Annotated in this window: 20 protein-coding genes, 1 tRNA gene and 1 pseudogene; 14 read left to right on the top strand and 8 right to left on the bottom strand. The window is 72.1% G+C overall.

Translation table 11 applies throughout. The annotated features are described in order from the left end of the window. Positions 1–13 precede the first annotated feature (13 nt). The 3 genes from IF20_RS18400 to IF20_RS18410 all read right to left on the bottom strand — a co-directional run bounded on the left by IF20_RS18400 (position 14) and on the right by IF20_RS18410 (position 3,014). Positions 14–1,522: a Stp1/IreP family PP2C-type Ser/Thr phosphatase gene (locus IF20_RS18400; protein ID WP_199896642.1), complete on the bottom strand. Its 1,509-nt coding sequence runs from the start codon at positions 1,520–1,522 to the stop codon at positions 14–16. 129 nt (positions 1,523–1,651) lie between these two features. Continuing rightward, positions 1,652–2,185, bottom strand: a complete 534-nt coding sequence (locus IF20_RS18405) for an FHA domain-containing protein FhaB/FipA (RefSeq protein ID WP_052866270.1) — start codon at positions 2,183–2,185, stop codon at positions 1,652–1,654. A gap of 10 nt (positions 2,186–2,195) precedes the next feature. After that, a complete protein-coding gene (locus IF20_RS18410) occupies positions 2,196–3,014 on the bottom strand; it encodes an FhaA domain-containing protein (RefSeq protein ID WP_052866271.1) in 819 nt (272 codons plus the stop codon). Between the two features lie 581 nt (positions 3,015–3,595). Here IF20_RS18410 and IF20_RS18415 point away from each other — a divergent pair. Continuing rightward, positions 3,596–3,679 (top strand) — tRNA-Leu (locus IF20_RS18415). Positions 3,680–4,025: 346 nt separating this feature from the next. Here IF20_RS18415 and IF20_RS18420 read toward each other — a convergent pair. Next, positions 4,026–4,676, bottom strand: coding sequence for an FMN-dependent NADH-azoreductase (locus tag IF20_RS18420; protein WP_052866272.1), 651 nt, complete (start codon positions 4,674–4,676; stop codon positions 4,026–4,028). Between the two features lie 148 nt (positions 4,677–4,824). On the opposite strand from IF20_RS18420, the gene IF20_RS18425 reads away from it, so the two are divergent. Then, positions 4,825–5,187 (top strand): winged helix-turn-helix transcriptional regulator, encoded by a 363-nt coding sequence (locus IF20_RS18425; protein WP_052866273.1) that lies wholly within the window; start codon positions 4,825–4,827, stop codon positions 5,185–5,187. A gap of 91 nt (positions 5,188–5,278) precedes the next feature. Here the strand turns inward: IF20_RS18425 and IF20_RS18430 are convergent, their stop codons facing one another. Next, positions 5,279–5,713, bottom strand: coding sequence for a MarR family winged helix-turn-helix transcriptional regulator (locus tag IF20_RS18430; protein ID WP_110944292.1), 435 nt, complete (start codon positions 5,711–5,713; stop codon positions 5,279–5,281). Between the two features lie 607 nt (positions 5,714–6,320). On the opposite strand from IF20_RS18430, the gene IF20_RS18435 reads away from it, so the two are divergent. The 3 genes from IF20_RS18435 to IF20_RS18445 are packed head-to-tail and all read left to right on the top strand — an operon-like array spanning position 6,321 to position 9,079. Next, positions 6,321–7,805, top strand: coding sequence for a DUF2252 domain-containing protein (locus IF20_RS18435; protein WP_052866275.1), 1,485 nt, complete (start codon positions 6,321–6,323; stop codon positions 7,803–7,805). 21 nt (positions 7,806–7,826) lie between these two features. Then, complete coding sequence (locus IF20_RS18440; protein WP_234426711.1) at positions 7,827–8,693, top strand: hypothetical protein; 867 nt, start codon at positions 7,827–7,829, stop codon at positions 8,691–8,693. 41 nt (positions 8,694–8,734) lie between these two features. After that, the gene (locus IF20_RS18445; RefSeq protein WP_110944293.1) at positions 8,735–9,079 is read left to right on the top strand and encodes a rhodanese-like domain-containing protein; all 345 of its coding nucleotides are present in this window, start codon (positions 8,735–8,737) and stop codon (positions 9,077–9,079) included. Between the two features lie 167 nt (positions 9,080–9,246). On the opposite strand, the gene IF20_RS18450 is transcribed toward IF20_RS18445, so the two are convergent. Continuing rightward, positions 9,247–10,380, bottom strand: a complete 1,134-nt coding sequence (locus tag IF20_RS18450; protein ID WP_052866276.1) for an acyl-CoA dehydrogenase family protein — start codon at positions 10,378–10,380, stop codon at positions 9,247–9,249. A 276-nt stretch (positions 10,381–10,656) separates the two neighbouring features. Between IF20_RS18450 and IF20_RS18455 the strand changes: the two genes are divergently transcribed. The 3 genes from IF20_RS18455 to IF20_RS18465 all read left to right on the top strand — a co-directional run bounded on the left by IF20_RS18455 (position 10,657) and on the right by IF20_RS18465 (position 13,396). Continuing rightward, the gene (locus IF20_RS18455; protein WP_407702521.1) at positions 10,657–11,301 is read left to right on the top strand and encodes a DUF5819 family protein; all 645 of its coding nucleotides are present in this window, start codon (positions 10,657–10,659) and stop codon (positions 11,299–11,301) included. A gap of 71 nt (positions 11,302–11,372) precedes the next feature. Continuing rightward, a complete protein-coding gene (locus tag IF20_RS18460; protein ID WP_234426729.1) occupies positions 11,373–12,635 on the top strand; it encodes an HTTM domain-containing protein in 1,263 nt (420 codons plus the stop codon). 89 nt (positions 12,636–12,724) lie between these two features. Further along, positions 12,725–13,396 carry a TrmH family RNA methyltransferase gene (locus tag IF20_RS18465; protein WP_052866470.1) on the top strand — a complete coding sequence of 224 codons (672 nt, stop codon included), beginning with the start codon at positions 12,725–12,727 and terminating at the stop codon, positions 13,394–13,396. 10 nt (positions 13,397–13,406) lie between these two features. On the opposite strand, the gene paaN is transcribed toward IF20_RS18465, so the two are convergent. Beyond that, positions 13,407–15,104, bottom strand: coding sequence for a phenylacetic acid degradation protein PaaN (paaN, locus tag IF20_RS18470; protein WP_052866279.1), 1,698 nt, complete (start codon positions 15,102–15,104; stop codon positions 13,407–13,409). A 231-nt stretch (positions 15,105–15,335) separates the two neighbouring features. On the opposite strand from paaN, the gene IF20_RS18475 reads away from it, so the two are divergent. Next, positions 15,336–15,929 (top strand): TetR/AcrR family transcriptional regulator, encoded by a 594-nt coding sequence (locus IF20_RS18475; RefSeq protein ID WP_052866280.1) that lies wholly within the window; start codon positions 15,336–15,338, stop codon positions 15,927–15,929. A 40-nt stretch (positions 15,930–15,969) separates the two neighbouring features. Here IF20_RS18475 and IF20_RS18480 read toward each other — a convergent pair whose 3' ends face one another. Further along, the gene (locus IF20_RS18480) at positions 15,970–16,458 is read right to left on the bottom strand and encodes an Lrp/AsnC family transcriptional regulator (RefSeq protein WP_052866281.1); all 489 of its coding nucleotides are present in this window, start codon (positions 16,456–16,458) and stop codon (positions 15,970–15,972) included. 233 nt (positions 16,459–16,691) lie between these two features. Here IF20_RS18480 and pdhA point away from each other — a divergent pair, with 233 nt between their 5' ends. From pdhA to IF20_RS18505, 5 genes and pseudogenes are all read left to right on the top strand, one after another. Further along, a complete protein-coding gene (gene pdhA, locus IF20_RS18485) occupies positions 16,692–17,846 on the top strand; it encodes a pyruvate dehydrogenase (acetyl-transferring) E1 component subunit alpha (protein WP_052866282.1) in 1,155 nt (384 codons plus the stop codon). Next, positions 17,846–18,928 carry an alpha-ketoacid dehydrogenase subunit beta gene (locus IF20_RS18490; RefSeq protein WP_052866283.1) on the top strand — a complete coding sequence of 361 codons (1,083 nt, stop codon included), beginning with the start codon at positions 17,846–17,848 and terminating at the stop codon, positions 18,926–18,928. Before pdhA ends, IF20_RS18490 begins: the two co-directional genes overlap by 1 nt. Continuing rightward, entirely contained in the window at positions 18,928–20,352 is a 1,425-nt protein-coding gene (locus IF20_RS18495) for a dihydrolipoamide acetyltransferase family protein (RefSeq protein WP_052866284.1), read from the top strand. The genes IF20_RS18490 and IF20_RS18495 overlap by 1 nt, the downstream gene beginning before the upstream one ends. 139 nt (positions 20,353–20,491) lie before the next feature. Further along, on the top strand, positions 20,492–21,364 hold the full coding sequence (locus IF20_RS18500) for a DUF6457 domain-containing protein (RefSeq protein ID WP_052866285.1): 873 nt from the start codon (positions 20,492–20,494) through the stop codon (positions 21,362–21,364). Positions 21,365–21,948: 584 nt separating this feature from the next. Continuing rightward, positions 21,949–23,619, top strand: a pseudogene (locus tag IF20_RS18505) (molybdopterin molybdotransferase MoeA); the annotation flags it as partial. Positions 23,620–23,690: the final 71 nt, after the last annotated feature.

Below are 23,690 nucleotides of genomic sequence, written 5' to 3' on the forward strand. Positions count from 1 at the left end.
GCCCCCTACGCCCTCACTGCTGGGTGCTGCAATTCTTTTCCAGCCGCTGCTGCTCCGCGGAGGGGGAGTTGCTGGTGGACGGCGTGGGAGTGGGGCTCGCGCTGTTCGTCGCGCTGCCCGGCTCGGCCGTGGAACTCGGCTGGGTCGCGTTCGGCTTGCTGCCGGCGGCCCGGCCCTCGCTCTTCTTGCGGGCGGCCTCCCGCTCAGCGGCCTCCCGCTGCTGCATGGTCTTGCACGCACCCGCCTGCTTGCCGAGCTCGCCGACCTTGGCCAGCGCCTGCGTCCGGCTGTCGACCGCGATCGTCTCCTCGACCTGCTTCCGCTGGTAGGCGGGCAGGTACTTGAGTTCGATCTCCGGGTGGTCCTGGTCGATCTTGTTCATGGAGAACCACGCCAGGTCCTGGCTGATGCCCTGGTACAAGGCCACATGCCCGCCCTTGGCACCCACGAAGTACTGCGACTGCGTCCAGCGATACCCCGCGTACAGACCGCCGCCGACCACGGCCAGGCACAGCGCGACGATCAGCGTCGGCTTGATCCACCGGCCGCGCCGTCGCGGCTGCGCGTAGTCCTCGTCGACGAACGCGCCGTACGCGCCCTGCGGCGGAACCGTCTCGGCGCCGCTCCCGGGCGGGCCGAAGCCGCCGGACTGCTGCGGGGGTACGTCACCGCGCCCCAGCTCGGCCGCGCGGCCCGCCGGGGTCTGCATGGCGCCGTCGTCGAACTGGTGCTGGTTCTCCGCGACCGCGCCCACGATCACCGGAGTGTCGTTCAGCTGGCCCGCGAGGGTGTCGGTGTCGTCGACGTTCAGCACGTCGGCCACGATGCAGGTGATGTTGTCCGGGCCGCCGCCGCGCAGCGCGAGCTGGATCAGCTCCTGCACCGTCTCGTGCGGGCCCTGGTAGCTGGCGAGGGTGTCCTCCAGCGTCTGGTGGCTCACCACCCCCGACAGACCGTCCGAACAGATCAGGTACCGGTCCCCGGCGCGCACCTCTCTGATGGAGAGGTCCGGCTCGACGTGGTCACCGCTGCCCAGCGCCCGCATCAGCAGCGACCGCTGCGGATGCGTCGTGGCCTCTTCCTCGGTGATCCGGCCCTCGTCGACCAGCCGCTGTACCCACGTGTGGTCCTGCGTGATCTGGGTCAGCGCACCGTCCCGCAGCAGGTACGCGCGGGAGTCGCCGACGTGCACGAGGCCGAGCCGCTGCCCGGTCCACAGCAGAGCGGTCAGGGTCGTCCCCATGCCCTCCAGCTGCGGGTCCTCCTCGACCATGACGCGCAACTGGTCGTTGGCGCGCTGCACGGCCGTGCCGAGCGAGGTGAGGATGTCCGAACCGGGCACGTCGTCGTCGAGCTGGACGAGGGTGGAGATGACCTCGGAGGAGGCCACCTCACCGGCGGCCTGGCCACCCATGCCGTCGGCGATGGCGAGCAGGCGCGGGCCGGCATAACCGGAGTCCTCGTTGCCCTCCCGGATCATGCCCTTGTGGGATCCCGCGGCAAAGCGCAGTGACAGACTCATGCGCACCTCGCCCGTCGGCTCGGGGTACAGCCGGTCTCGCGCCACACTGCCCACCCTCCGGTCGGGAGCGCGCACAGGCCGGCCGAGTGGACCGCCGCGGCTCGCTCGCTCCGCTCGCTCATTGTCGTACTACTTCCGCAGCTCGATGACGGTCTTGCCGATGCGGATCGGCGCTCCCAGCGGGATCGGCGTCGGAGTCGTCAGCCGGGTCCGATCGAGATACGTGCCGTTGGTGGACCCGAGGTCCTCGACGATCCACTGCCCGTCACGGTCCGGGTAGATCCTGGCATGCCGGCTGGACGCGTAGTCGTCGTCCAGCACGATCGTGGAGTCGTGCGCCCGGCCCAGCGTGATGGTCTGGCCCTGCAGGGCGACCGTCGTGCCCGTGAGGGTCCCCTCGGAGACCACCAGCTTGGTGGGGGCGCCCCGGCGCTGGCGGTTGTTGCCGCCGCGGCCGCTCTCCTGACGACGCTGCGCCTGCTGCGGCGGAGCCGCCTGCCGCTGTGCGCCCCGCGGTTCCTGGCCCCCGCGACGGGCGGCGCCGCGCTGTGTGACGCGCGTGCCGAACAGATCGCTGCGGATGACCTGTACGGCCACGATGACGAACAGCCACAGTACGGCGAGGAAACCCAACCGCATGACCGTGAGGGTCAGCTCTGACATTGCCCCCGCTTCACCCTTCGGCTTGCCGGTAAACGATGGTGGTGCTGCCCACGACGATCCGCGAGCCGTCGCGGAGCGTAGCGCGGGTGGTGTGCTGCCCGTCCACCACGATGCCGTTCGTCGACCCCAGATCCTGGATCGAGGACGGCGATCCGGTCCGGATCTCGCAGTGTCGGCGCGAGACCCCCGGGTCGTCGATGCGTACATCGGCATCGGTGCTGCGGCCGAGCACCAGCGTCGGGCGGGAGATCTGGTGGCGGGTGCCGTTGATCTCGATCCAGCGCCGGGTCTGGGCCGGCGGCTGCGGGCCGGCGCCGGGGCGCGAGGCCTGCGGCGCACCGGGCGGCGGGGACGAGGGCATGGGGGGCGGGCCCACGTGTCCGCCGCCGGGCCGACCGGCCCGGGCCGCGCCTGCCCCCTGTGGGGCGGCGCCTCCCTGCTGTGCCTGTGACGTGCTGGCGGCGAGAGTGCGGCTGCGCACGCGGTACAGGCCGGTGTCGAGGTCCTCCGCCTTTTCCAGGTGGACCTTGATCGCGCCCATGAACGTGTAGCGCTGCTGCTTGGCGTAGTCCCGCACCATGCTGGCCAGCTCGTCGCCGAGTTGGCCGCTGTAGGGGCTGAGGCGCTCGTAGTCCGGCGCGCTCAGCTCCACGATGAAGTCATTGGGGACGACGGTCCGGTCGCGGTTCCAGATCGTGGCGTTGTTGTCGCACTCACGCTGGAGCGCGCCCGCGATCTCGACGGGCTGCACCTCGGATTTGAACACCTTGGCGAAGGTGCCGTTGACGAGGCCCTCGAGACGCTGCTCGAAGCGTTTCAGTACTCCCACGGGGCACCTCCTTCCTCAGTCCTCTTCAGGGTCGTCCCTGTACTGCTTACTGATCGTATCCACGCGTCGGGAAAACAGCTGGTTCCCCTTTCCCGCCCAGAGGACGAGTGTCGCCTCTCACAAGGTTGCCCACGCTCGCCGTCCGATGCTGACTGCGATCGTAGATGCGGCCGCACGACAGTGTCCCGCAACTGCCGGTCTCCCCGGGCGGGCGGGGCCGTTGAGGGCGTACGCGGGGCCCGGATGGACCTTTGCGGCGGGCGCCGTACTGACGCGACGGGGAGGATTGGATGCCCGCAGCGGGGCCGGGCGGGTGACCAGCGCGCGGCCGGTCCGTACGAACCGGGGCACGGCGGGGGCGCCACGAGCGGGCGCGGAGTGTTCGAGAGCGGCGCACGGCGCTGGTGAGGGAGCCGTCGGTGAGCCGGCCGGCGGACGGCCGCGAGGTGGCCTGCGGGGAACGAGTGTGAAGGCACCCCTCGCAGCGTGCTAATGTTTTCCATGTCGAAAGGCGCTCCCGCCGAAGACCCGGGCCGAACGGCCCCGGATCACCGGTGAGAGAATCGAACGACAACACCCATGCGCGGGTGGCGGAATAGGCAGACGCGCTGGATTCAGGTTCCAGTGCCCGAAAGGGCGTGGGGGTTCAACTCCCCCCTCGCGCACAGAGGACCCCCGGTCCCGGAGAGATCCGGACCGGGGGTTTTTCGTTGTCCGAAACCTGGGGGCGGCTGTCGGACGGGCCCTACGGCGGCGGATCGATCCACGGTGGAACGAACCGTTCCGGTAGGAGCCGTACCGTTTCCGGAACGGGCAAGGGGATGTGAGGCGTACCTCACATCCCCCTCTTTGTCGGAGCCGGCTCTATGCCGGAGCCGACTTCTTGTCGGAGTCGACTTCTTGTCGAAGCCGGCCCCATCGTTGCCGGTGCGGTGCGGTGCGGTGCGGTGCGGTGTAGAGCGGTACCGCTGCCGGCCGGCCCGGCCCGAATCGTTCGGAAGTCGGACCGGATCAGGCGGCCACGCGCTCCGCGAGCTCCTTGGCCTTGGTGACCGCCTCCTGCTGGACCTTCTCGCGAGAGGCCTCGAAGAGCGGGATCAGCTCGGCCATCGCCGGGTTCGACGGCGCCATCGTGAGCTCGGGCACGATGAAGTGCACCTCGAAACCGAAGCCGCCGGTCAGCACGGACTCCAGGTAGTTCTGCACGTGCTCGAAGCTCTCGCGCGGCGTGCCCGGGGCGTAGCTGCCGCCGCGGCTCGCCACGACGACGACCGGGGTGCCCTTGGCGGACGGCGTCTCACCGGCGGTGCGGCCCATGATGATCGCCTGGTCCAGCCACGCCTTCAGCGTCGAAGGAATCGTGAAGTTGTACATCGGGGCGCCGATGACGATCGCGTCCGCCTGCTCGATCTCCTCGGCGAGCTGCGTCCGCACCGCGAACGCCGCCTGCTGCTCAGGAGTGTGGGTGGCGGGGTCGCTGAAACCGGCCGAGGCGGCAACGCCGTCGAGGTGCGGCAGCGGGTCGACGGCGAGGTCGCGGTAGATCACCGTGCCGTCGGGGTGCTGCTCCTCCCAGGTCTTGCGGAAGGTGGAGGTCACCGCGCGCGAGGCGGAGACGCCTTCGGGGGAGACGGACGAGTCGATGAGCAGCAGCGTGGCCATGGTGGGCTCCTGGTGGCTATGGGCCGGGGTCGGGGCCGGTGGGCCGGCGTCCCCTTCCTCGGCGGTAGTGAAGAACCGTATGTACCTATGAATAGCAGAGTAGCTTACTTTTTTGCAGTCCCCAACGGGAACGCAGTACTCTGGTCTCATGGCGGAACACGGCGGAGAGGCATGCAAGCAGGTCGACAGCGGTATGACGCGCGTCTTCGGGCTGCTCGGAAAGCGCTGGACGGGGCTGATCGTGGCCACCCTGATGTCCGGCCCGGTGCACTTCGCCGACCTCCGACGGGCGATCCCCGGCATCAGTGAGCGCATGCTCTCCGACCGGCTCGTGGAACTGGGCTCGGCGGGCCTGGTCGTCCGCGAGGTCGACGCCGGACCCCCGCTGCGCGTGGCCTACCGGCTCTCCACTGCCGGCCTGGCCCTCGACCCGGCGCTCAAGGAACTCGGCCGCTGGGCCGAGACGTACCTGGCGGAGGGCGGACAGTGCCCGGAGCGGTTCAGGGGTTGAGAACGGCGGTGGGGGGACGAGAGCTCAGCTCGGCTGCGGCTGGAGCGAAATCAGCCCCCGTCGTTGCGGGGACGGCCCGGCTGCGGCGAGATCAGTCCAGCTGTTGCTGCGTCGCGTTGTAGCGGAGCAGGTATGAGGCGAAACGCTCCAGGTCCGCGTCGTCCCAGTCCGCCAACCGGTCGGTGAAGGCCTGACGGCGCTGCGCACCCGCGCTGGCGAGCACCTGGGCGCCCAGTTCGGTGGGGTGCAGCACCTGGACGCGGTGGTCGTCGGGGGCGACGCGACGCTCGACGTAGCCCAGCCGCTCCAGCGCGGAGATCTGCCGGCTCACCGTGGACTTGTCCAACAGGTAGTGTGCGGCGAGATCGGTGGCGCGACAGCCCTTCTGGTCGTCCAGGTGCGCCAGGAGCGTGTACGAGACGAGCGACAGCTCGGGATGCATCCGGGCCGCGGTGGCGCGGGCGCGACGCGCGAACGCGGTCAGCTCCTGCTGAATGATGCCGACGGAGTCGTCTCGCTTCGCCACTGTCTTCACCCTTCCTTGCTTTGGTTGCATATTACAACCTAAATCGGGCGTCGTATAAGCCAACTGGGGCATGGTGGCGAGTGCCGTGCCGGGCCCGCACAGCCGCCGCACGACGCCCCGCCGGAGGGGGAGCCGGGGGAGCCGGAGGGGGAAGAGAGAAGTCGGTAACCGTCTGAGCCGCCTGCTCCGCGGCCTCTCCCGCAAGTTATCCACAGGCCCTGCCGCCCGGCCCAACCTGTCTGTAGCGTCATCCCCATCGGCATTCCGCACACAGCATCCGACCGAATGAGCGGGGATGGATGGCTGGATGGGGCGGGTGAGGTGGGGGGTGGGGAGGGGTGGGGGCGGGGCCCCCGGGGGCGAGGAGAAAGGGTTCGGCAGGGAGAGGGGAGAAGGGGGACCCGGGGGTCTGCCGGGGGCGAAGTTCCCGTGAGTCCGCCCCCTCGCCAACCCCGTCCGTGCCGTTTCACCCCTCCCCCAGCCCCGCCGCCCTGCTCCCACCGTTCCGCCGCTCCCGACCCGATGGACCATCCCTCCCGCCTTTCCTCCCGCCCTCCCGCTCTTCCTTCCTTCCTCCCTTCCGCCTTCCGATCCGAAGGACCCGCCCATGAGTTCCTCTCGCCTTCCCTACGTCAGTGGCTTTGCGCGGCGCGGTGCGGAAGAGCCCGGGGTGAAGGCTGCCGGGAAGGCGTTGCGGGAGGCGGTTCCACGGTCCGCGCACCGTGGGCTGGCGTTCGGGGCGGAGCGCCCCGGTGCCGTGGCGGCGGTGGAGGAGTCCAGCGCCGGGCGGATTCCGGAGCTGATACCGATACGGGTCGGGCGGATGGCGGCCTCGCCGTTCGCTTTCCTGCGCGGTTCGGCCGGGCTGATGGCCCACGACCTGATGAGCACGCCCGTCACCGGCATCGCGGCGCAGATCTGCGGTGACGCGCATGCCGCGAACTTCGGCCTGTACGCCGACGCGCGCGGGCGGCTCATGATCGACCTGAACGACTTCGACGAGACCCTGCGGGGGCCGTGGGAGTGGGACCTGAAGCGGCTGGCCACCTCGCTCGTCCTGGCGGGCCGCGAGGCGGGGGTCGGCGAGGACGTCTGCCGGGAAGCCGCGCGGGATGTGACGGGCGCGTACCGCCGCACGATGCGGCTGCTGGCGCGGATGCCGGCGTTCGACGCGTGGCACGCCATCGTGGACGAGGACCTGGTCTCGCACGTCGATGCCCGGGATCTGGCCGGTACCTTGCGGCGCGTCATGGACAAGGCGCGCAAGAACACCAGCGCGCGCTTCGCGGCGAAGGCGACCGAGGTGGTGCCGGATGCCGACACGACTGCCGACGACGACGGAGCGATGGGCACGGCGGACGGTCGCGGTGGTGTGCTGCGGCGGTTCGTGGACGCGCCGCCCGTGCTGCGGCGGGTGCCGGACGCGGAGGCCGCAGCGGTGGTCTCATCGCTCGGTGGGTACCTGCGGACGCTGCCCGACGACCGGTTGCCGCTGCTGTCCCGGTACGCCGTGCACGACGTCGCCTTCCGCGTGGTCGGCACGGGCAGTGTGGGGCTGCGGTCGTACGTCGTCCTGCTGGTGGATCCTCGTGGCGAGCCGCTGGTCCTGCAGGTGAAGGAGGTCCGCGGGTCGGTGCTGGCGCCGTACGTGCAGAAGGCGGGGTTCGAGGCGGCGCCGGTGGAGCACGAAGCGCGGCGGGTGGTGCTGGGCCAGAAACGGATGCAGGTGGTGAGCGACACGCTGCTGGGCTGGACGACGGTGTACGCCACGGACCCGGCAGCGAGCGGGTGCCGGGAGGGGCTGCCGTTCCAGGTGCGGCAGTTCCGTAATCGCAAGGGGAGCGTGGACCCGGCGGCGCTGCCCGCGGACGAGCTGGACGATTACGCGCGGATGACCGGTGCGCTGCTGGCCAGGGCGCATGCGCACAGTGTCGATCCGCGGCTGGTCGCCGGGTACTGCGGGAAGAGCGAGGCGCTGGACGACGCGGTGGCCGCTTTCGCGGTGGCGTACGCGGACCGTACGGAGGCGGACCACGCGGAGCTGGTGGCGGCGGTGCGCAACGGCCGGATGGCCGCGGAACCGGGAGTGTGAGCCGGGCCGTAGGGTGGCCGGGTGACGAACTCGCAAGCGGAGAACGGGCAGGACGGCCAGGCAGCCGGCGGTGGCGGAGGCCCGCAGGGTCCGGCGGGCGGCCCCGAGGGGCAGGACGCGGGGACCGCGCGGCTGGCTCAGGCCGTGCGGGCGGCCGAGCAGGCACTGATCGAGTTCGAGATCGCGGTGGAGACTTTCCGGGTGGAGGTGGAGAACTTCTCGCGCCTGCACCACCAGCGGCTCGGGCCGATGTACTCGCGGCTGGACGAGCTGGATGCGCAGATCGCGGAGGCCGTCGCGGCGCGGTCGGGTGATCCCGAGGACGCGCGCAGGGCGCAGGAGCTGCGTGCCGCGGTGCTGCCGATGCCGGGTGTGGAGGAGCTGTTCCACGGCTGGATGGGCTCGGAGGGGCTCTGGCCGGAGGCGCAGGCGATGCTCACGGACCAGCCGGTGCGACCGCCGCAGAAGGTGCGGCCGAGCGAGGAGGCTCGCAAGGTGTACCGGGAGCTGGTGCGGAAGGCGCATCCGGACCTGGCGCAGGACGAGCGGGAGCGGGAGCGTCGGGACGCGTTCATCGTGCGGGTCAATGCGGCGTACGCGGCAGGTGACGCGGGGGCGCTGCAGGAGCTTGCGGCGGAGTGGGAGGCCGGTCCGGTTCCGCAGGAGCGGCTGTTGAGCGAGAGCGAGGAGCTGTACGCGCGGCTGGAGTGGCTGGCTGAGCGCAAGGAGCTGCTGACGGCGCTCGCGGCGGAGCTGGAGGAGAGCGCGATCGGTCAGATGCTCAAGATGGCGCCTGACGATCCGGACGCTCTGCTGGCGGAGATCGCGGAGAAGCTGTTGGCGGATGTCGCGGAGCGGGAGCAGCGGCTCGCGCAGCTGGTCGGATAGCGCGGAGCGTGCGGGGCCGCCGGTCGGGTAGCGTCGGGGCCATGCATTTCGGTTCTGTGCCCTCGGTTGGTGTCGATGCCCTGACGTCGGCGGATTTTCTGCTGGACGTGCGTGAGGACGACGAGTGGAAGGCAGGGCACGCCGAGGGTGCCCTGCACATCCCGATGAGCGACTTCGTCTCGCGGTACGGCGAGCTGACGGAGCAGGCGCCCGAGGGCGGCAAGGTGTACGTGCTGTGCCGGGTGGGCGGCCGTTCGGCGCAGGTGACGCAGTACCTGGTGCAGCAGGGCCTGGACGCGGTGAACGTCGAGGGTGGCATGCAGGCGTGGGAGGCCGCCGGTCGTCCGGTGGTCACCGACGAGGGTGGGGCCGGCACGGTCATCTGACGCCCGGCCAAAGGTTGTTGGCGGCGGCGCTCGGTTTCACGTGAAACGCGGCGCCCTGTTTCACGTGAAACGTGGAGCGGGGCGCCGCCGCTTTTTTCTGGTCTGCTTCCCGCGGGCCTGTTCCCGCGGGTCCGCTCCCCGCCGGCCTGCTGTCCGAGGGAGACGGCTCATCCGAGTGGATGGGTGGCCAGCAGGTCCCCGAGGGCTTCTTCATGGGCCGGTGCGGGCCCGAGTGTGAGTTCCAGTTGCTTGGCCCATGCGTGGTAGCGGTGCAGCGGGTAGTCGGTGTCGGCGCCGAAGCCGCCGTGCAGGTGCTGGGCGGTCTGTACGACGCGGCGTACGCCCTCGGCGGCCCAGATCTTGGCGACTGCGACGTCGCCCGCCGGCGGCAGGGTGCCGGCTGCGTCGGTGCCTAGACGCCAGGCGGCCTGCCAAAGGGTGGCTTCCATGGCCCGTAGGTCGATGTACCGGTCGGCGGCCTGTACGGCGACGGCCTGGAACGTGGCGACGGGGTGGCCGAACTGCTCACGGGTGCCGGTGTATGCGGCGGTCATGGCGAGTACGCGTTCGCCCAGTCCCAGGGCCTGGGCACAGGTGCCGACGGTGAGGAGCCGGCGCAGCCGTTCCCAGGCGTCCGGCTCGGTGATCATTTCGCGGTCGGTGAGCCGTACCGCGTCGAGGCGTACCTCGGCGTAGCGCTCTCCGTTGGTGGAGGTCTGCTCGGTGAGGGTGACGGCCGGGTGGTCGCGGGGGACGAGCGCGAGCACGGCGCCGCCGTCGTGGGTGTGGGCGGGGAGCAGGAAGTGGTCGGCGCTGTGGGCCCAGGGCACGGCGCTGTGGGTGCCATCCAGGGTCCAGTCGGTGCCGTCGCGGTGTGCGGTCACGGCCAGTTCGGCGGGCTCGTGGCCGGTGCGGCCGGCGGTGGCGACGGTGAGGACCAGTTCGCCGCGGCCGATGCGGGGCAGTGTCTCCTCGCGGAGGGCGGGGTCGGCGTACGTCTGCAGGGCGAGGGCGGCGGCGCTGGTCTCCAGTAGCGGTACGCGGGCGAGTACCTTGCCGGCTTCGCGCAGGACGAGGCAGAGCGCGATGGGATCCAGCCCGGCGCCGCCGTACGCGGGGCCAAGGCAGAGGGAGAGCAGGTCGGCGTCGGCCAGGGTGTGCCAGAGGCGGCGGTCGATGTCGTCGGCGACCGCCCCGGTGGTGAGGGCGGGCGAGGGGACGGCGTCGGGGGCGACCCCGGAGAAGACGGCTTCGGCCGCTTCCGCGGCCGCCTGCTGTTCCTCGGTGAAGGTGAAGTCCATGGTCTGTCCTTCCGCGCGCACCGGTGGGGGGCTGCAAGGTAGAACAGGCTGCAGTAATGGGGAAGGGGCACGGGCGGGCGTGGTGCGACCGGTGCTCCCGGGTCGGGTGTCGAGGCACGGTGTGAGGTGTCGAGCCTGTGCACAACTGGGGGTTCACTGTCGCCACGCACGCCTCCTGGGTACGGTTCCGTGGCGGGACAGCGCCGCACAGGACCGGGAAACGGGGCAGGAATGCAGTCATACGCGGAGGAATCGCGGCCACCAGAGACACCACCGGTGTCCGCGCTCTCACTGCCTTCGCGGATCGTGCTGGCGACCGCGGCGGGTGGGATCGCGGTCGCCGCGCTGGTCCACATCGCGATGATGTTCCTGCACGTCGCCCCGTCCAACACGCTCACCAAGGCGCACGGCGCGGCGGTCGACGACTACGTCTATCCGGAGTACGAGCAGAACTGGAAGCTGTTCGCGCCCAATCCGCTGCAGCAGAACGTCGCCGTACAGGTCCGCGCGGAGGTGCGCCCCGGGGACGGCGGCAGCGCCCGCACGACCGGTTGGACCGACCTGTCCGCGCGCGACGGCCGGGACATCCACCACAACCTCTTCCCCAGCCACACGCAGCAGAACCAACTGCGCCGCGCCTGGGAGTCCTTCGTCGGCTCGCACGACGAGCGGAACCGGGCCACCGGCCTCCGCGGTGAGCTCTCCGAACGCTATCTGCGGCGGATCGCCATGGGCCGCCTCGGCGAGGAGTGGACGGCGGCCGGCGGCACGGTGGCGCGAGTGGAGTTCCGGTCGGTGACGACGCCGGTGGGCCCGCCGCCGTGGAGTGCGGAGAAGATCAGTACCAAGCCCGTGTACCGCGTGCTGCCCTGGTGGCCGGTCACCGTCGACGACCTGCCCGAGGGGGCGAGCAACCAGTGACCACGCATGCCACGGGGCGCGGGAGCGCCGACGAGCAGGATTACGTCGTACGGGACACCTGGATAGAGCGCATGATCGGCCGCGGGTTCGCGTGGGTCACGGCCGGCCCGTTCGCGCCGTACCAGACCGCGGTGATCCGGATCGGCTTCGCCATGACCTGGCTGCTCTTCCTGGTGCGCGAGTGGCCGAACCGCCATGAGCTCTACGGGCCGGACGGGGCCTTCAGCCTGGACATGGTCCGCCGGCTGCTCGGCAACAACGGGGCGTTTTCCGTCCTGGTCTGGTCCGACGGGCGCGGCTGGTTCGAGCTGGTCTACGCGCTGGCGATGATCTCCAGCGCGCTGCTGATGATCGGCTGGCGCACCCGCACCATGTCCGTGCTGTTCATGATCGGTGTGCTGTCGCTGCAGAACCGCAGCATCTTCCTCGGGGACGGCGGCGACAACGTCATCCACCTGATGTCGATGTACCTGGTCCTGACCCGGTGCGGGCAGGTCTGGTCGCTGGACGCCCGGCGCGCACGGCGGGCGGCAGCTGCGGGTACCGGGGACGTCCCCGGCCGGGACGTGACCGGCGTCCTGCTGTGGTCCGTCCTCGGCCTGGTCCTCGCGTTCGCCCAGCTGCGGGGGCTGTACGGGCTGGAGTGGACGGGCGACGGGCCGTTCCCGCACGTGGGCTGGGGCCTGGCGCTGTGGGGGCTGTGGCTGGCGCACGGCGCGTGGTGGTGGGTGCGGCGGTACGCGCCGGGGGAGCCGCGTACGGTCCTGAACACCGTCGCCGACCTCGCGCACAACGGCGCGCTGCTGGTCATCGTGGTCGAGGTCTGCCTGATCTATGCCACGGCCGGCTGGTATAAGATCCAGGGCGGCCGGTGGCAGGACGGCACCGCGGTCTTCTACCCGATGCACCTGGACTACTTCTCACCGTGGCCCGAGCTCTCCTCGGTGCTCGCCGGCAGCGGGCTGCTCATCATGCTGATCACGTACGGCACGGTGATCGTGCAGGTCGCGTTCCCCTTCACGCTCTTCAACCGGCGTCTGAAGAACGTCCTGCTCGTGGGGATGATCCTGGAGCACCTGTCGATCGCGGTGCTCCTCGGACTGCCGTTCTTCTCCCTCGCGATGGTGGCGGCGGACTCGGTCTTCCTGCCGACGAACTTCCTGCGGTGGCTGGGGGCGCGGGTCACGGCCCTCCGCTACCGGCTGCTCCCGGGCAGCGCCCCGCGGTCCGCGCCCGAGGGCGCCCCTGCGGTGCCGGGGGGCGGAGCGGAGCCTGCGGGCGGGCCGGGGGCTCGTACGCAGGAGCCCGGCGGTGGCCATACGCTCGTGGGGTGAGCAGCGAGAACACCGCCCCCGGCAGCGGTCAGAACACCACCGGCAGCGTCCCGGACGCCGCCGGCCCGCGTACCACCGGCTCGGCGACGATCCTCCCCGACGAGTCCGCGCGGAGCGCCGAGCCCGTGCAGTACGACGAGGGGTTCGCGACGGTCGTCGGCGTGGGACCGCACCCGGAGCCCTGGCCGCAGGACGAGCGGTACGACCCGGAGCTGCTCGCGCACGGTGACCGGCGCAACGTCGTCGACCGTTACCGTTACTGGACCCGCGAGGCGATCGTCGCCGACCTGGACACCCGCCGCCACGACTTCCACGTGGCGGTGGAGAACTGGGGCCACGACTTCAACATCGGCTCGGTCGTACGGACCGCCAACGCCTTCCTGGCCAAGGAGATCCACATCGTCGGCCGGCGGCGCTGGAACCGGCGGGGCGCGATGGTGACCGACCGCTACCAGCACGTGCGCCACCACCCCGACACCGCCGACCTCACCGCCTGGGCGGCCGCCGAGGACCTGCCGATCATCGGGATCGACAACCTTCCCGGTGCCGTCCCGCTGGAGACCACGGAACTGCCCCGGCGCTGCGTGCTGCTCTTCGGCCAGGAAGGGCCGGGTCTCACGGAGGAGGCTCGGGCGCACGCCTCGATGGTCTGCTCGATCGCGCAGTTCGGCTCGACCCGCTCGATCAACGCGGGGGCGGCGGCCGCCATCGCCATGCACGCCTGGATCGGCCGCCACGCCCGCATCGAGGGCCCCGCCTAGAGCGAGCGGATCAGGCCTGTCGCCGTACCTCCACCGTCCGGAACCGGTTGGCCACGAACGCCCCGTCGCACAGCGCGGCGTTCGCCGCCGGGTTGCCGCCGGAGCCGTGGAAGTCGGAGAACGCCGCGGTCTGGTTGACGTACACCCCGCCCGTGAGGTTCAGCGAGAGCTGCGCGCACTCCTCCAGGCAGGCCTCCTCGACCAGCCGCTCCACCTCGGCAGAGGTGGTGTACGCGCCGACGGTCATGGCGCCCTTGTCGCGCAGCGTACGGCGCAGCAGCTCCACGGCCTCCGGCGTGGAGTCCACGGCGACGGCGAAGGAGACCGGGCCGAAGCACTCCGACAGGAAGGGCGGCTCGGCGTCCGCGCTCTCCCACTGCTTCCGCTCGCCGTCCGCCTTCACCACCACGGGCGTGCGGACGGTGGCGCCGGGGAAGTCGGGGTTCGACACCTCGCGGGACGGCAGCGCGACCTCGCCGAGCTCCGGGGCGGCCGTTATGCGCGCGGCGACCTGCGGGTTCACGATCGCACCGAGCAGGGCGTTGGCGCGGGCGTCGTCACCGAGCAGCTTCTGCACGGCGCCCGCCAGGTCCTCGACGACCTCGTCGTACGACTTGCGCCCGGCGTCCGTGGTGATGCCGTCGCGGGGGATGAGGAGGTTCTGCGGGGTGGTGCACATCTGGCCGCTGTAGAGGGACAGCGAGAACGCCAGGTTGCCGAGCATGCCCTTGTAGTCGTCCGTGGAGTCGATGACGACGGTGTTGACGCCGGCCTTCTCCGTGAAGACCTGGGCCTGGCGGGCGTTCTCCTCCAGCCAGTCGCCGAAGGCGGTGGAGCCGGTGTAGTCGATGATGCGGACCTCGGGGCGCAGCGCGAGGACCTTGGCCAGGCCCTCGTCGGGGCGGTCCACGGCGAGCGCGACGAGGTTCGGGTCGAAGCCGGCCTCGGTGAGCACCTCGCGGGCGGCGCGGACGGTCAGGGCGAGCGGCAGGACGGCCCGCGGATGCGGCTTGACCAGCACCGCATTGCCGGTGGCCAGGGAGGCGAAGAGGCCCGGGTAGCCGTTCCACGTGGGGAAGGTGTTGCAGCCGATCATCAGGGCGACGCCGCGGGGGACGGCCTGGAAGGTCTTGCTGAGCTCCAGCGGGTCGCGCTTGCCCTGTGGCTTGGACCACGGGGCCTCGCCGGGGGTGCGGGTCTGCTCGGCGTAGGCGTACGCCACCGCCTCCAGGCCGCGATCCTGGGCGTGCGGCCCGCCGGCCTGGAACGCCATCATGAACGCCTGGCCGCTGGTGTGCATGACCGCGTGCGCGAATTCATGGGTGCGGGCGCTGATCCGGGCGAGGATCTCCAGGCACACCGCGGCGCGGGCCTCGGGGCCGGCGTCCCGCCAGGCCGGCATCGCCGCGCGCATGGCGGGCAGCAGGACGTCGGGATCGGGATGCGGGTAGGCGATGCCCAGCTCGATGCCGTACGGCGAGACCTCCTGGCCGGTCCAGCCGTCGGTGCCGGGCTGGTCCAGCTCGAAGCGGGTGCCGCGAAGGGCCTCGAAGACGGCCTGGCCCTCGGGCGCGGCGTTCTCGCCGTACGCCTTGGGGTGCTCCGGGTGCGGGGACCAGTACGCGCGGCTGCGGATGGTCTCCAGCGCCTTGTCGAGGGTGGGGCGGTGCTTCTCGATCAGCTGCGTGGTGGTCGGGTCGGCGGCCATCGGGGAACCAACTCCTCGTCGATCAGGCTGGGAGCGGACAGGCGACGCAGCTAGAGTAACCGAACGATCGGTCGGGGCAAGGGGGCTCGGAAAGCCTGTGGAAAACTCCGCGGTACGCCGGCCGCCACGGCCGTGGACGCGGGGCCCCGACGTCGCTGCTCCCTCACCGGTCGCCGTTCCGTCCCGCTCCTCGGTCCGCTGCGCGGCCCCGTCCGGAAAGCTGCTGTAATCATGACCATGGCCAAGCGCGACACCTACACGCCCGATTCGCTGCTCGCGGTCGCCGTCGAGGTGTTCAACGAGCGCGGGTACGACGGCACGTCCATGGAGCACCTCTCCAAGGCGGCCGGCATCTCCAAGTCCTCCATCTACCACCATGTGCGCAGCAAGGAAGAGCTGCTGCACCGGGCGATAAGCAGGGCGCTGGACGGCCTCTTCGGCGTCCTCCAGGAGCCGGGCGCGACCGAGGGGCGCGCGATCGAGCGGCTGGAGTACGTGACCCGGCGCGAGGTCGAGGTGCTGATCGCGGAGCTGCCGTACGTGACGCTGCTGCTGCGGGTGCGGGGCAACACCGACACCGAGCGGTGGGCGATGGAGCGCCGTCGCGACTTCGACAACGAGGTCGCCGAGTTGCTGAAGGCGGCGGCCGCCGAGGGAGACCTGCGGCCCGACGCCGACATCCGGCTGGCGACGCGGCTGCTCTTCGGCATGATCAACTCGATCGTCGAGTGGTACCGACCGGGTCGTGGCGGCTCGGCGAGCAGTGAAGAGGTCGCCGACGCCGTGGTCCGCACCGCCTTCGCGGGCCTGCGCAACGAGGCCTGATTCCGCACGGCGGCCCGCGGAGCCGGTGCCCGTCCGGCGCTCAGCCCTCCGGTTCGAGGTCCGTCTCCTCGAAGACCAGCAGGGTGCGGGTGGAGAGCACCTCCGGTATCGACTGGATGCGGGTGAGGACCAGTTCCCGCAGCGCTCGATTGTCCTTCGTGTGCACCAGCAGCAGCACGTCGAAATCCCCGCTGACCAAGGCGATGTGGGCGGCGCCCGGTAGCGCCTGGAGCGCTTCGCGGACCGTGCGCCAGGAGTTCTGCACGATCTTCAGCGTGATGTAAGCCGACGCGCCCTGCCCCGCCCGCTCCTGGTCCACGCGGGCGCTGAAACCGCGGATCACGCCGTCGTCCAGCAGCCGGTTGATCCGCGCGTAGGCGTTGGCGCGGGAAATGTGCACACGGTCGGCCACGGACCGTATCGACGCCCGGCCGTCGGTCTGGAGCATGCGCAGGATGTCGCGGTCCACAGCGTCCAGCGCGCGGACGGGCTGCCGCCCGGCGGGATTGACCATCTGTTCGTCCGGCATGCCGTCCCGTCTCCCCTTGTTGGACGTCCTGACTCCATTCCAGGCTGTGCAGAACCGATTGTCCACAGGCTTCCCCCGCCTGTAGCCAAAATGTGTCGGCAACCGAACAATCGGTAGGGAGGGATCCGACCCACCGGCCGGTACCTCTGCACCGCAGTTTTCCCTTCAGCCGCCCGTCCCCACCCCGTACGAGGCGCACAGCGCCACCCCCTTCGAACCAAGGAGGTGCCCTCATGACGGTCCTCGAGCAGCCCGGCAGCAGCAGGCACGGCAGCACCGCGACCGGCGACCGCCCTGCTCCGCCGCCCGCCTGGCGCCCCCGCGTCGACCCCGGGCCCCTCCTGCCCGACGAGGAGCCGTACCGGGTCCTGGGCACGGACGCCGCGGGCAAGGTGGACGCCGACCTCCTGAAGCTGCTGTACGAGCAGCTGGTTCGCGGCCGCCGGTACAACACCCAGGCCACCGCCCTCACCCGTCAGGGCCGCCTCGCCGTCTACCCCTCCTCCACCGGCCAGGAGGCCTGCGAGGTGGCCGCGGCGCTCGTCCTGGAGGAGCGGGACTGGCTCTTCCCCAGCTACCGCGACACCCTCGCCGCCGTCGCCCGCGGCCTGGACCCCGTGCAGGCGCTCACTCTGCTCCGCGGTGACTGGCACACGGGGTACGACCCGCACGAACACCGCGTGGCGCCGCTGTGCACCCCGCTCGCGACCCAGCTGCCGCACGCCGTGGGCCTCGCGCACGCCGCCCGCCTCAAGGGCGACGACGTCGTCGCGCTCGCCATGGTCGGCGACGGCGGGACCAGCGAGGGCGACTTCCACGAGGCGCTGAACTTCGCGGCCGTATGGCAGGCGCCGGTCGTCTTCCTGGTGCAGAACAACGGCTTCGCGATCTCCGTGCCGCTCGCCAAGCAGACCGCCGCCCCCTCGCTCGCACACAAGGCGGTGGGGTACGGCATGCCGGGCCGCCTGGTGGACGGCAACGACGCGCCCGCGCTGCACGAAGTGCTCGGCGAGGCCGTCACACGGGCCCGCAGGGGCGGCGGCCCCACGCTCGTCGAGGCCGTGACGTACCGCATGGAGGCGCACACCAACGCCGACGACGCCACCCGCTACCGCAACGACGCGGAGGTCGAGACCTGGCGCGGCCACGACCCGATCGCCCTGGTGGAGCGTGAGCTGGCCGCACGCGACCTGCTGACGCCCGGTTTCGTGAGCGACACGAAGGACGCCGCCGAGGAGATGGCCGGCGCGCTGCGCGCCCGGATGAACGCCGACCCGGCGCTGGATCCGATGGATCTCTTCGCCCATGTGTACGCCGCGCCGACCGGCCAACTGCGCGAGCAGTCCGACCTGTTGCGGGCCGAGATCGAAGCGGAAGGGGAGCACTGATGAGCACGGCAGTCGTCGCGGGGGACACGACCGCGACCGAGCGCAAGCCCGCCACGATGGCGCAGGCCCTCACCAGAGCGCTGCGCGACGCCATGGCCGAGGATCCGGCCGTGCACGTCATGGGTGAGGACGTCGGGCAGCTCGGCGGCGTCTTCCGGATCACCGACGGCCTCACCGCGGAGTTCGGCGAGGACCGCTGCACCGACACCCCGCTCGCCGAGGCCGGCATCCTCGGCACGGCCGTCGGCATGGCGATGTACGGTCTGCGGCCCGTGGTGGAGATGCAGTTCGACGCGTTCGCCTACCCGGCCTTCGAGCAGCTCGTCAGCCATGTGGCACGGATGCGCAACCGCACGCGGGGCACGATGCCGATGCCGCTGACGATCCGCATCCCGTACGGCGGCGGCATCGGCGGCGTCGAGCACCACAGTGACTCCTCCGAGGCCTACTACATGGCCACGCCAGGCCTTCAGGTGCTCGCCCCGGCGACCGTCGCCGACGCGTACGGCATGCTGCGGGCCGCGATCGCCTCCGACGACCCGGTGGTCTTCCTGGAGCCGAAGCGGCTGTACTGGTCCAAGGCCGACTGGTCCCCCGAGGAGCCCACGCCCGTCGCGCCCATAGGCCGCGCGGAGGTCCGGCGTACCGGGAGCAGCGCCACGCTGATCACGTACGGGCCGTCGCTGCCGGTCTGCCTGGAGGCGGCCGAGGCGGCGCGCGCGGAGGGCTGGGACCTGGAGGTGGTGGACCTGCGGTCCCTCGTGCCCTTCGACGACGAGACGGTGTGCGCATCTGTACGGCGTACGGGGCGTGCCGTCGTCGTTCACGAGTCCACCGGTTTCGGCGGCCCTGGAGGGGAGATCGCCGCCCGGATCACCGAGCGCTGCTTCCACCACCTGGAAGCGCCGGTCCTTCGGGTGGCCGGGTTCGACATCCCGTATCCGCCGCCCATGCTGGAGCGGCACCACCTGCCCGGAGTCGACCGCGTCCTGGACGCCGTGGCACGCCTGCAGTGGGAGGCCGACTGGACCGAGGACGGCACCGGTCGCGGCGCCGGCGGCACCGAGGGGAGGGGGGCGTGATGGCCGAGGTGCGCGAGTTCCCGCTGCCCGACCTGGGCGAGGGGCTGACCGAGGCGACGATCGTGCGCTGGTTGGTCGAGGTGGGCGAGGTGGTCGCCGTCGACCAGCCGGTGGTGGAGGTCGAGACGGCCAAGGCGATGGTCGAGGTGCCGTGCCCGTACGGCGGCGTCGTCACGGCACGGAGGGGCGAGGAGGGCGACGAACTGCCCGTGGGCGCGCCGCTGGTGACGGTCGCTGTGGGCGCGCCGGAGGCCGGCGCCGCGGCGACCGAGCCGGAGCGGAAGGCCGCGGATGCGTCCGAGGGGTCGGGGAACGTCCTGGTCGGCTACGGGACGAGCGCGCCGGCGGGACGGCGTCGCCGAGTACGTCCGTCCGGCACGGGGAGTACCGGGGGCGGCAGGGCCGGGGGAACCGGGGGGACCGGCGGGACCACCGGGACGGTCGGCGGCACCGACGCGGTCGGTGGCATCGGTGGCATCGGTGGCATCGGTGAAGCCAGTGAGATCGGTGGCGTCGGTACGGAGGCCACTTGGCCCGAGCCCGGGCCCGTGTCGGTGATATCGCCGTTGGTGCGGCGGTTGGCGCGGGAGCACGGGGTGGATCTGCGCACGGTGCGGGGCAGCGGCCCGGAGGGGTTGATCCTGCGGTCCGACGTGGAGCGCGCGGTACGCGTCCCGGAGCAGGACGCGGTGGTGGGCGCCGTCGCGGCGGGGCCCGCTGTGACGGCGCCGGCAGGGGCCGAGCGGGTGCCGCTGAAGGGGATGCGCGGCGCCGCGGCGGAGAAGTTCAGCCGCAGTCGGCGGGAGATACCGGACGCGACCTGCTGGGTGGACGCGGATGCCACGGAGCTGCTGGCCGTACGCCGTGCCATGAACGCGGGCAGCGGTCCGAAGGTCTCGCTGCTCGCACTGCTGGCCCGCATCTGCACGGCGGCCCTCGCGCGCTTCCCGGAGCTGAACTCCACCGTCGACACCGCGACACGGGAGATCGTCCGGCTTCCCGGAGTGCATCTGGGCTTCGCCGCGCAGACCGACCGCGGCCTGATCGTGCCGGTCGTACGGGATGCGCACGCCCGTACGGTCGAGGGGCTCTCCGAGGAGATGGCCCGGCTCACCGAGACCGCCCGCGCCGGCCGGCTCGCGCCCGCCGAGCTGACGCACGGCACGTTCACCCTCAACAACTACGGCGTCTTCGGGGTCGACGGCTCCACGCCGATCATCAACCACCCCGAGGCCGCGATGCTCGGCGTCGGGCGCATAGCCGCCAAGCCCTGGGTGCACGAAGGGGAGTTGGCCGTACGAAGCGTCGTACAGCTCTCGCTCACCTTCGACCACCGGGTGTGTGACGGGGGCACCGCGGGCGGCTTCCTGCGCTTCGTCGCGGACTGTGTGGAACAGCCGGCGGTCCTGCTGCGGGGCCTGTGACGGGCGGTCACGCGAGAGAACGGGAAAAGGGAGAGGAAGAGCAGGGAGAGGAAGAGCAGGGATGAGGAGGGCGAGGGGAAGAAGAGAGAAGGGGAGACGGACGGGGTGTTGATCGCCGGGGCCCGGTGATACTCGGAAGGTGACGACCGACTACGACACCATCGTCCCGGCCGGGGGCGCGGCGCGCCGGCTGGGCGGCGCCGACAAGCCGGCCCTCGCGGTCGGCGGGCGGTCCCTGCTGGACCGGGTGCTCGCCGCCTGCCCCGACGCGGCGCGCACGGTGGTGGTCGGGCCGGAGCGGCCGACCGCGCGCCCCGTGGTGACGACGCGGGAGGACCCGCCCGGCGCCGGGCCGGTCGCGGCGCTCGACGCGGGCCTGCGGCACACCACGGCCGGCACGGTACTGGTCCTCTCCGCGGATCTGCCCTTCCTCACCCGTGCGACGGTGGACGCGCTGCTCACGGCGGTGGCGGAGCCGGACGACGCCTCGCCGTGCAGCGAGCCGGCCCGGGTCGACGGGGCCCTGTTGGTCGACGCGGACGGGCGTGATCAGCCGCTCGTGGCGGCGTACCGGGCCGAGGCCCTGCGAGGCGCCCTGGAGACGCTGCGGACCGCGCACGGGGGCCTTGCCGGGTTGCCGCTGCGGGCACTGCTCGCGGAATTGACGGTGCGCCGGGTACGGGACGACACGGCCACGGCCTCGTACGACTGCGACACCTGGGAGGCCCTCAGCGCGGCGCGCGCCCGGATCAGGGAGCATGGACACGTGTTGGACGAATGGATCACCGCAGTCAAGGCCGAACTGGGCATCGAGCTGGATGTCGACACGGCCGCACTCCTCGACCTGGCGCGGGACGCGGCACACGGCGTGGCCCGGCCGGCCGCCCCGCTGACGACCTTCCTCGTCGGGTACGCCGCCGCCCAGCAGGGGCTGGACGTGGCGGAGGTCAGCAGGCGCGCGGCGGCGCTGGCGAACCGCTGGGCCGCGGAAGCCGCGGAATCGACGGAATGATGCCGGCTCCGACCGGAGACCCCGGCGAATTCGACGACGCGCTCGCCATCGCCAATGCGGGCCGCGCCGGCGCTGCGAACCCGGCATCCCGCACGCCGGGCACCGGATACGGCCGTGAGCGGGGGGCCGAGCCCGGGACGACGGACGCCGCGCAAGAGGGCGCCGCGCCCCGTGATCCCGTTTCCCGCGGCGCCGAGACGCGTGGTGCCGACGCGCGCGGCGCCGGCCCGCGTGCGGGTGAGCAGGCCGACGAGCGGGCCGATGAGCGGGCTCCCGAGCGTCCCTGGTTCGACCCGTGGCACGCCCCTTGGGGCAACGGCCGCCACGAGCCGCGCCAGGAGACCGGAGCGGCGGACCGTACCCCGGAAGCGCACCCGCGTGCGGCCCGGGACGCGGGGCAGGCCCCGGCCTCCGGCCGGAACGCAGCCGCCGACCCGCTCGCCCCCGTCTTCCACGACTTTCCGGCTGCCCCCGGGCCGCGGCCCACCGACTCCGGTCCCCGGCGGGCCACCTCCGCAACCCGGCCCGCCACCTCCGAGCCGGAGCCGCTCCTCCCCGAGTCCTGGACGGCGCCGACCACGTCCGTGCGACCGCCGACCGCCTCCGCGCAGCCTCCGAGCGACCCGTCGGACCCCCGGAGGGGCCCCGCGTCCACCGAGTCCTCCCCCGCGCAGGCTGCCGGCCCTGAGGCCTCCCACCCCGAGTCCCGCCGGCCCGGAACGCCCGGCCCCCAGGGCCCTGCTCCTGGACCCCAGGCCCCTGGACCCCAGACCCCTGGCCGCGAGACCCCTGGCCCCCAGGCCCCTGGCCGCGAGCCCCCTGGTCCCGAGTCTCCTGGCCCCGAGTCCCCTCGCCTCTGCCCCGGAACGCCCCGTACCGGGGAACATCGCCCGGAGAAGCACCGTCACAGAGAGCACCACTCCCCCTGGGACGTCGCGCGGGCGGTTGCCTCGGAGGCCGTCGACGGGCCGTTGGAGCCCGGAGCCGTGCCGCTCGGCCCCGAGGCGCTGGGCCGAGTGCTCGCCGGTGCGCTCACCGCGCTCACGGACCTGCCGTCGTTCGACACCTCGGCCATGGACGGCTGGGCCGTCTCGGGCCCGGGCCCCTGGCGCCTCGCCGCGCCCCATACGGTCACCCCCGCCGCGTCCGCCGGCATCCTCGCCGGTCAGGGGCGCGCGCGGCCGCTGCCCGACGGGCACGCGGTGCCGATCGCGACCGGGGCGCGGATACCACCGGGTGCGTCGGCCGTGCTCCGCTCCGAGCACGGCGAGACCGCGGAACAGTCCGACGGCAGCCTCGTGTTGACGGCGCCTCGCGGCGCGCCGCCCGGTCAGGACATCCGGCCGCGCGGCCAGGAGTGCCGCAACGGCGACCCGCTTCTGCCGCCCGGCACTCCGGTGACCCCGGCCGTGCTCGGCCTGGCCGCCGCCGCGGGCTATGACGAGCTGTGGACGTACCGCCGCCCGGTGGTGGAGATCCTGGTCCTGGGCGACGAGTTGTTGCACAGCGGGCTGCCGCAGGAAGGCCAAATCCGGGATGCGCTCGGCCCGATGCTCGCGCCGTGGCTGCATGCCATGGGCGCGGAGACCATTGGCCCGCGTCATCTCGCGGACGACGAAGCGACGTTGTACGAAGCCGTTGCCGGTTCCACGGCGGACGTGGTGATCACGACCGGCGGAACGGCGGCGGGGCCGGTCGACCACGTGCATCCGATGCTGCACCGCCTCGGAGCCGAACTGCTCGTGGACGGCGTACAGGTGCGTCCCGGTCATCCGATGCTGCTCGCCCGGCTGGACCCGGTGGAGGCCCCGGCTCGGCGCGGACGGTCTGCCAAGCGCGCCGCCCGGCAGGCTCCCGCCTCGGTTTCACGTGAAACACCCGCGGTGGCCCGCCACCTCGTCGGCCTCCCCGGCAACCCGCTCGCCGCCGTGTCGGGCCTGCTGACGCTCGCCGCACCGCTGCTCGGTACGCTCTCCGGCCGTACGCGCTCCGAGCTCCGCCGGGTGTGCCTCGCCGACGGCGTGCAGGGGCATCCGCATGACACCCGACTGGTCCCCGTAGCCTGCCGTACCGACGAGAAGGGAGGCACCGTGGCGCTCCCCCTCCACTTCAACGGCCCCGCCATGCTGCGCGGCGTCGCCGCCGCCGGCGCGCTGGCCGTGATCCCGCCGGGCGGCGCCGCCGCGGGCGAGCCGATCGCGCTGCTGGACCTGCCGTGGTCCGCGGCGGCCGCCTTCCCGGACACGGCCACGGCACCGACGACGACCACAGCATCGACGACAGCCACGGCATCGAGGACGGCACCGGCCACGGCCGCGCCATCGAC

Source organism: Streptomyces niger (genome assembly GCF_000718305.1).
Taxonomy (GTDB): domain Bacteria; phylum Actinomycetota; class Actinomycetes; order Streptomycetales; family Streptomycetaceae; genus Streptomyces; species Streptomyces niger.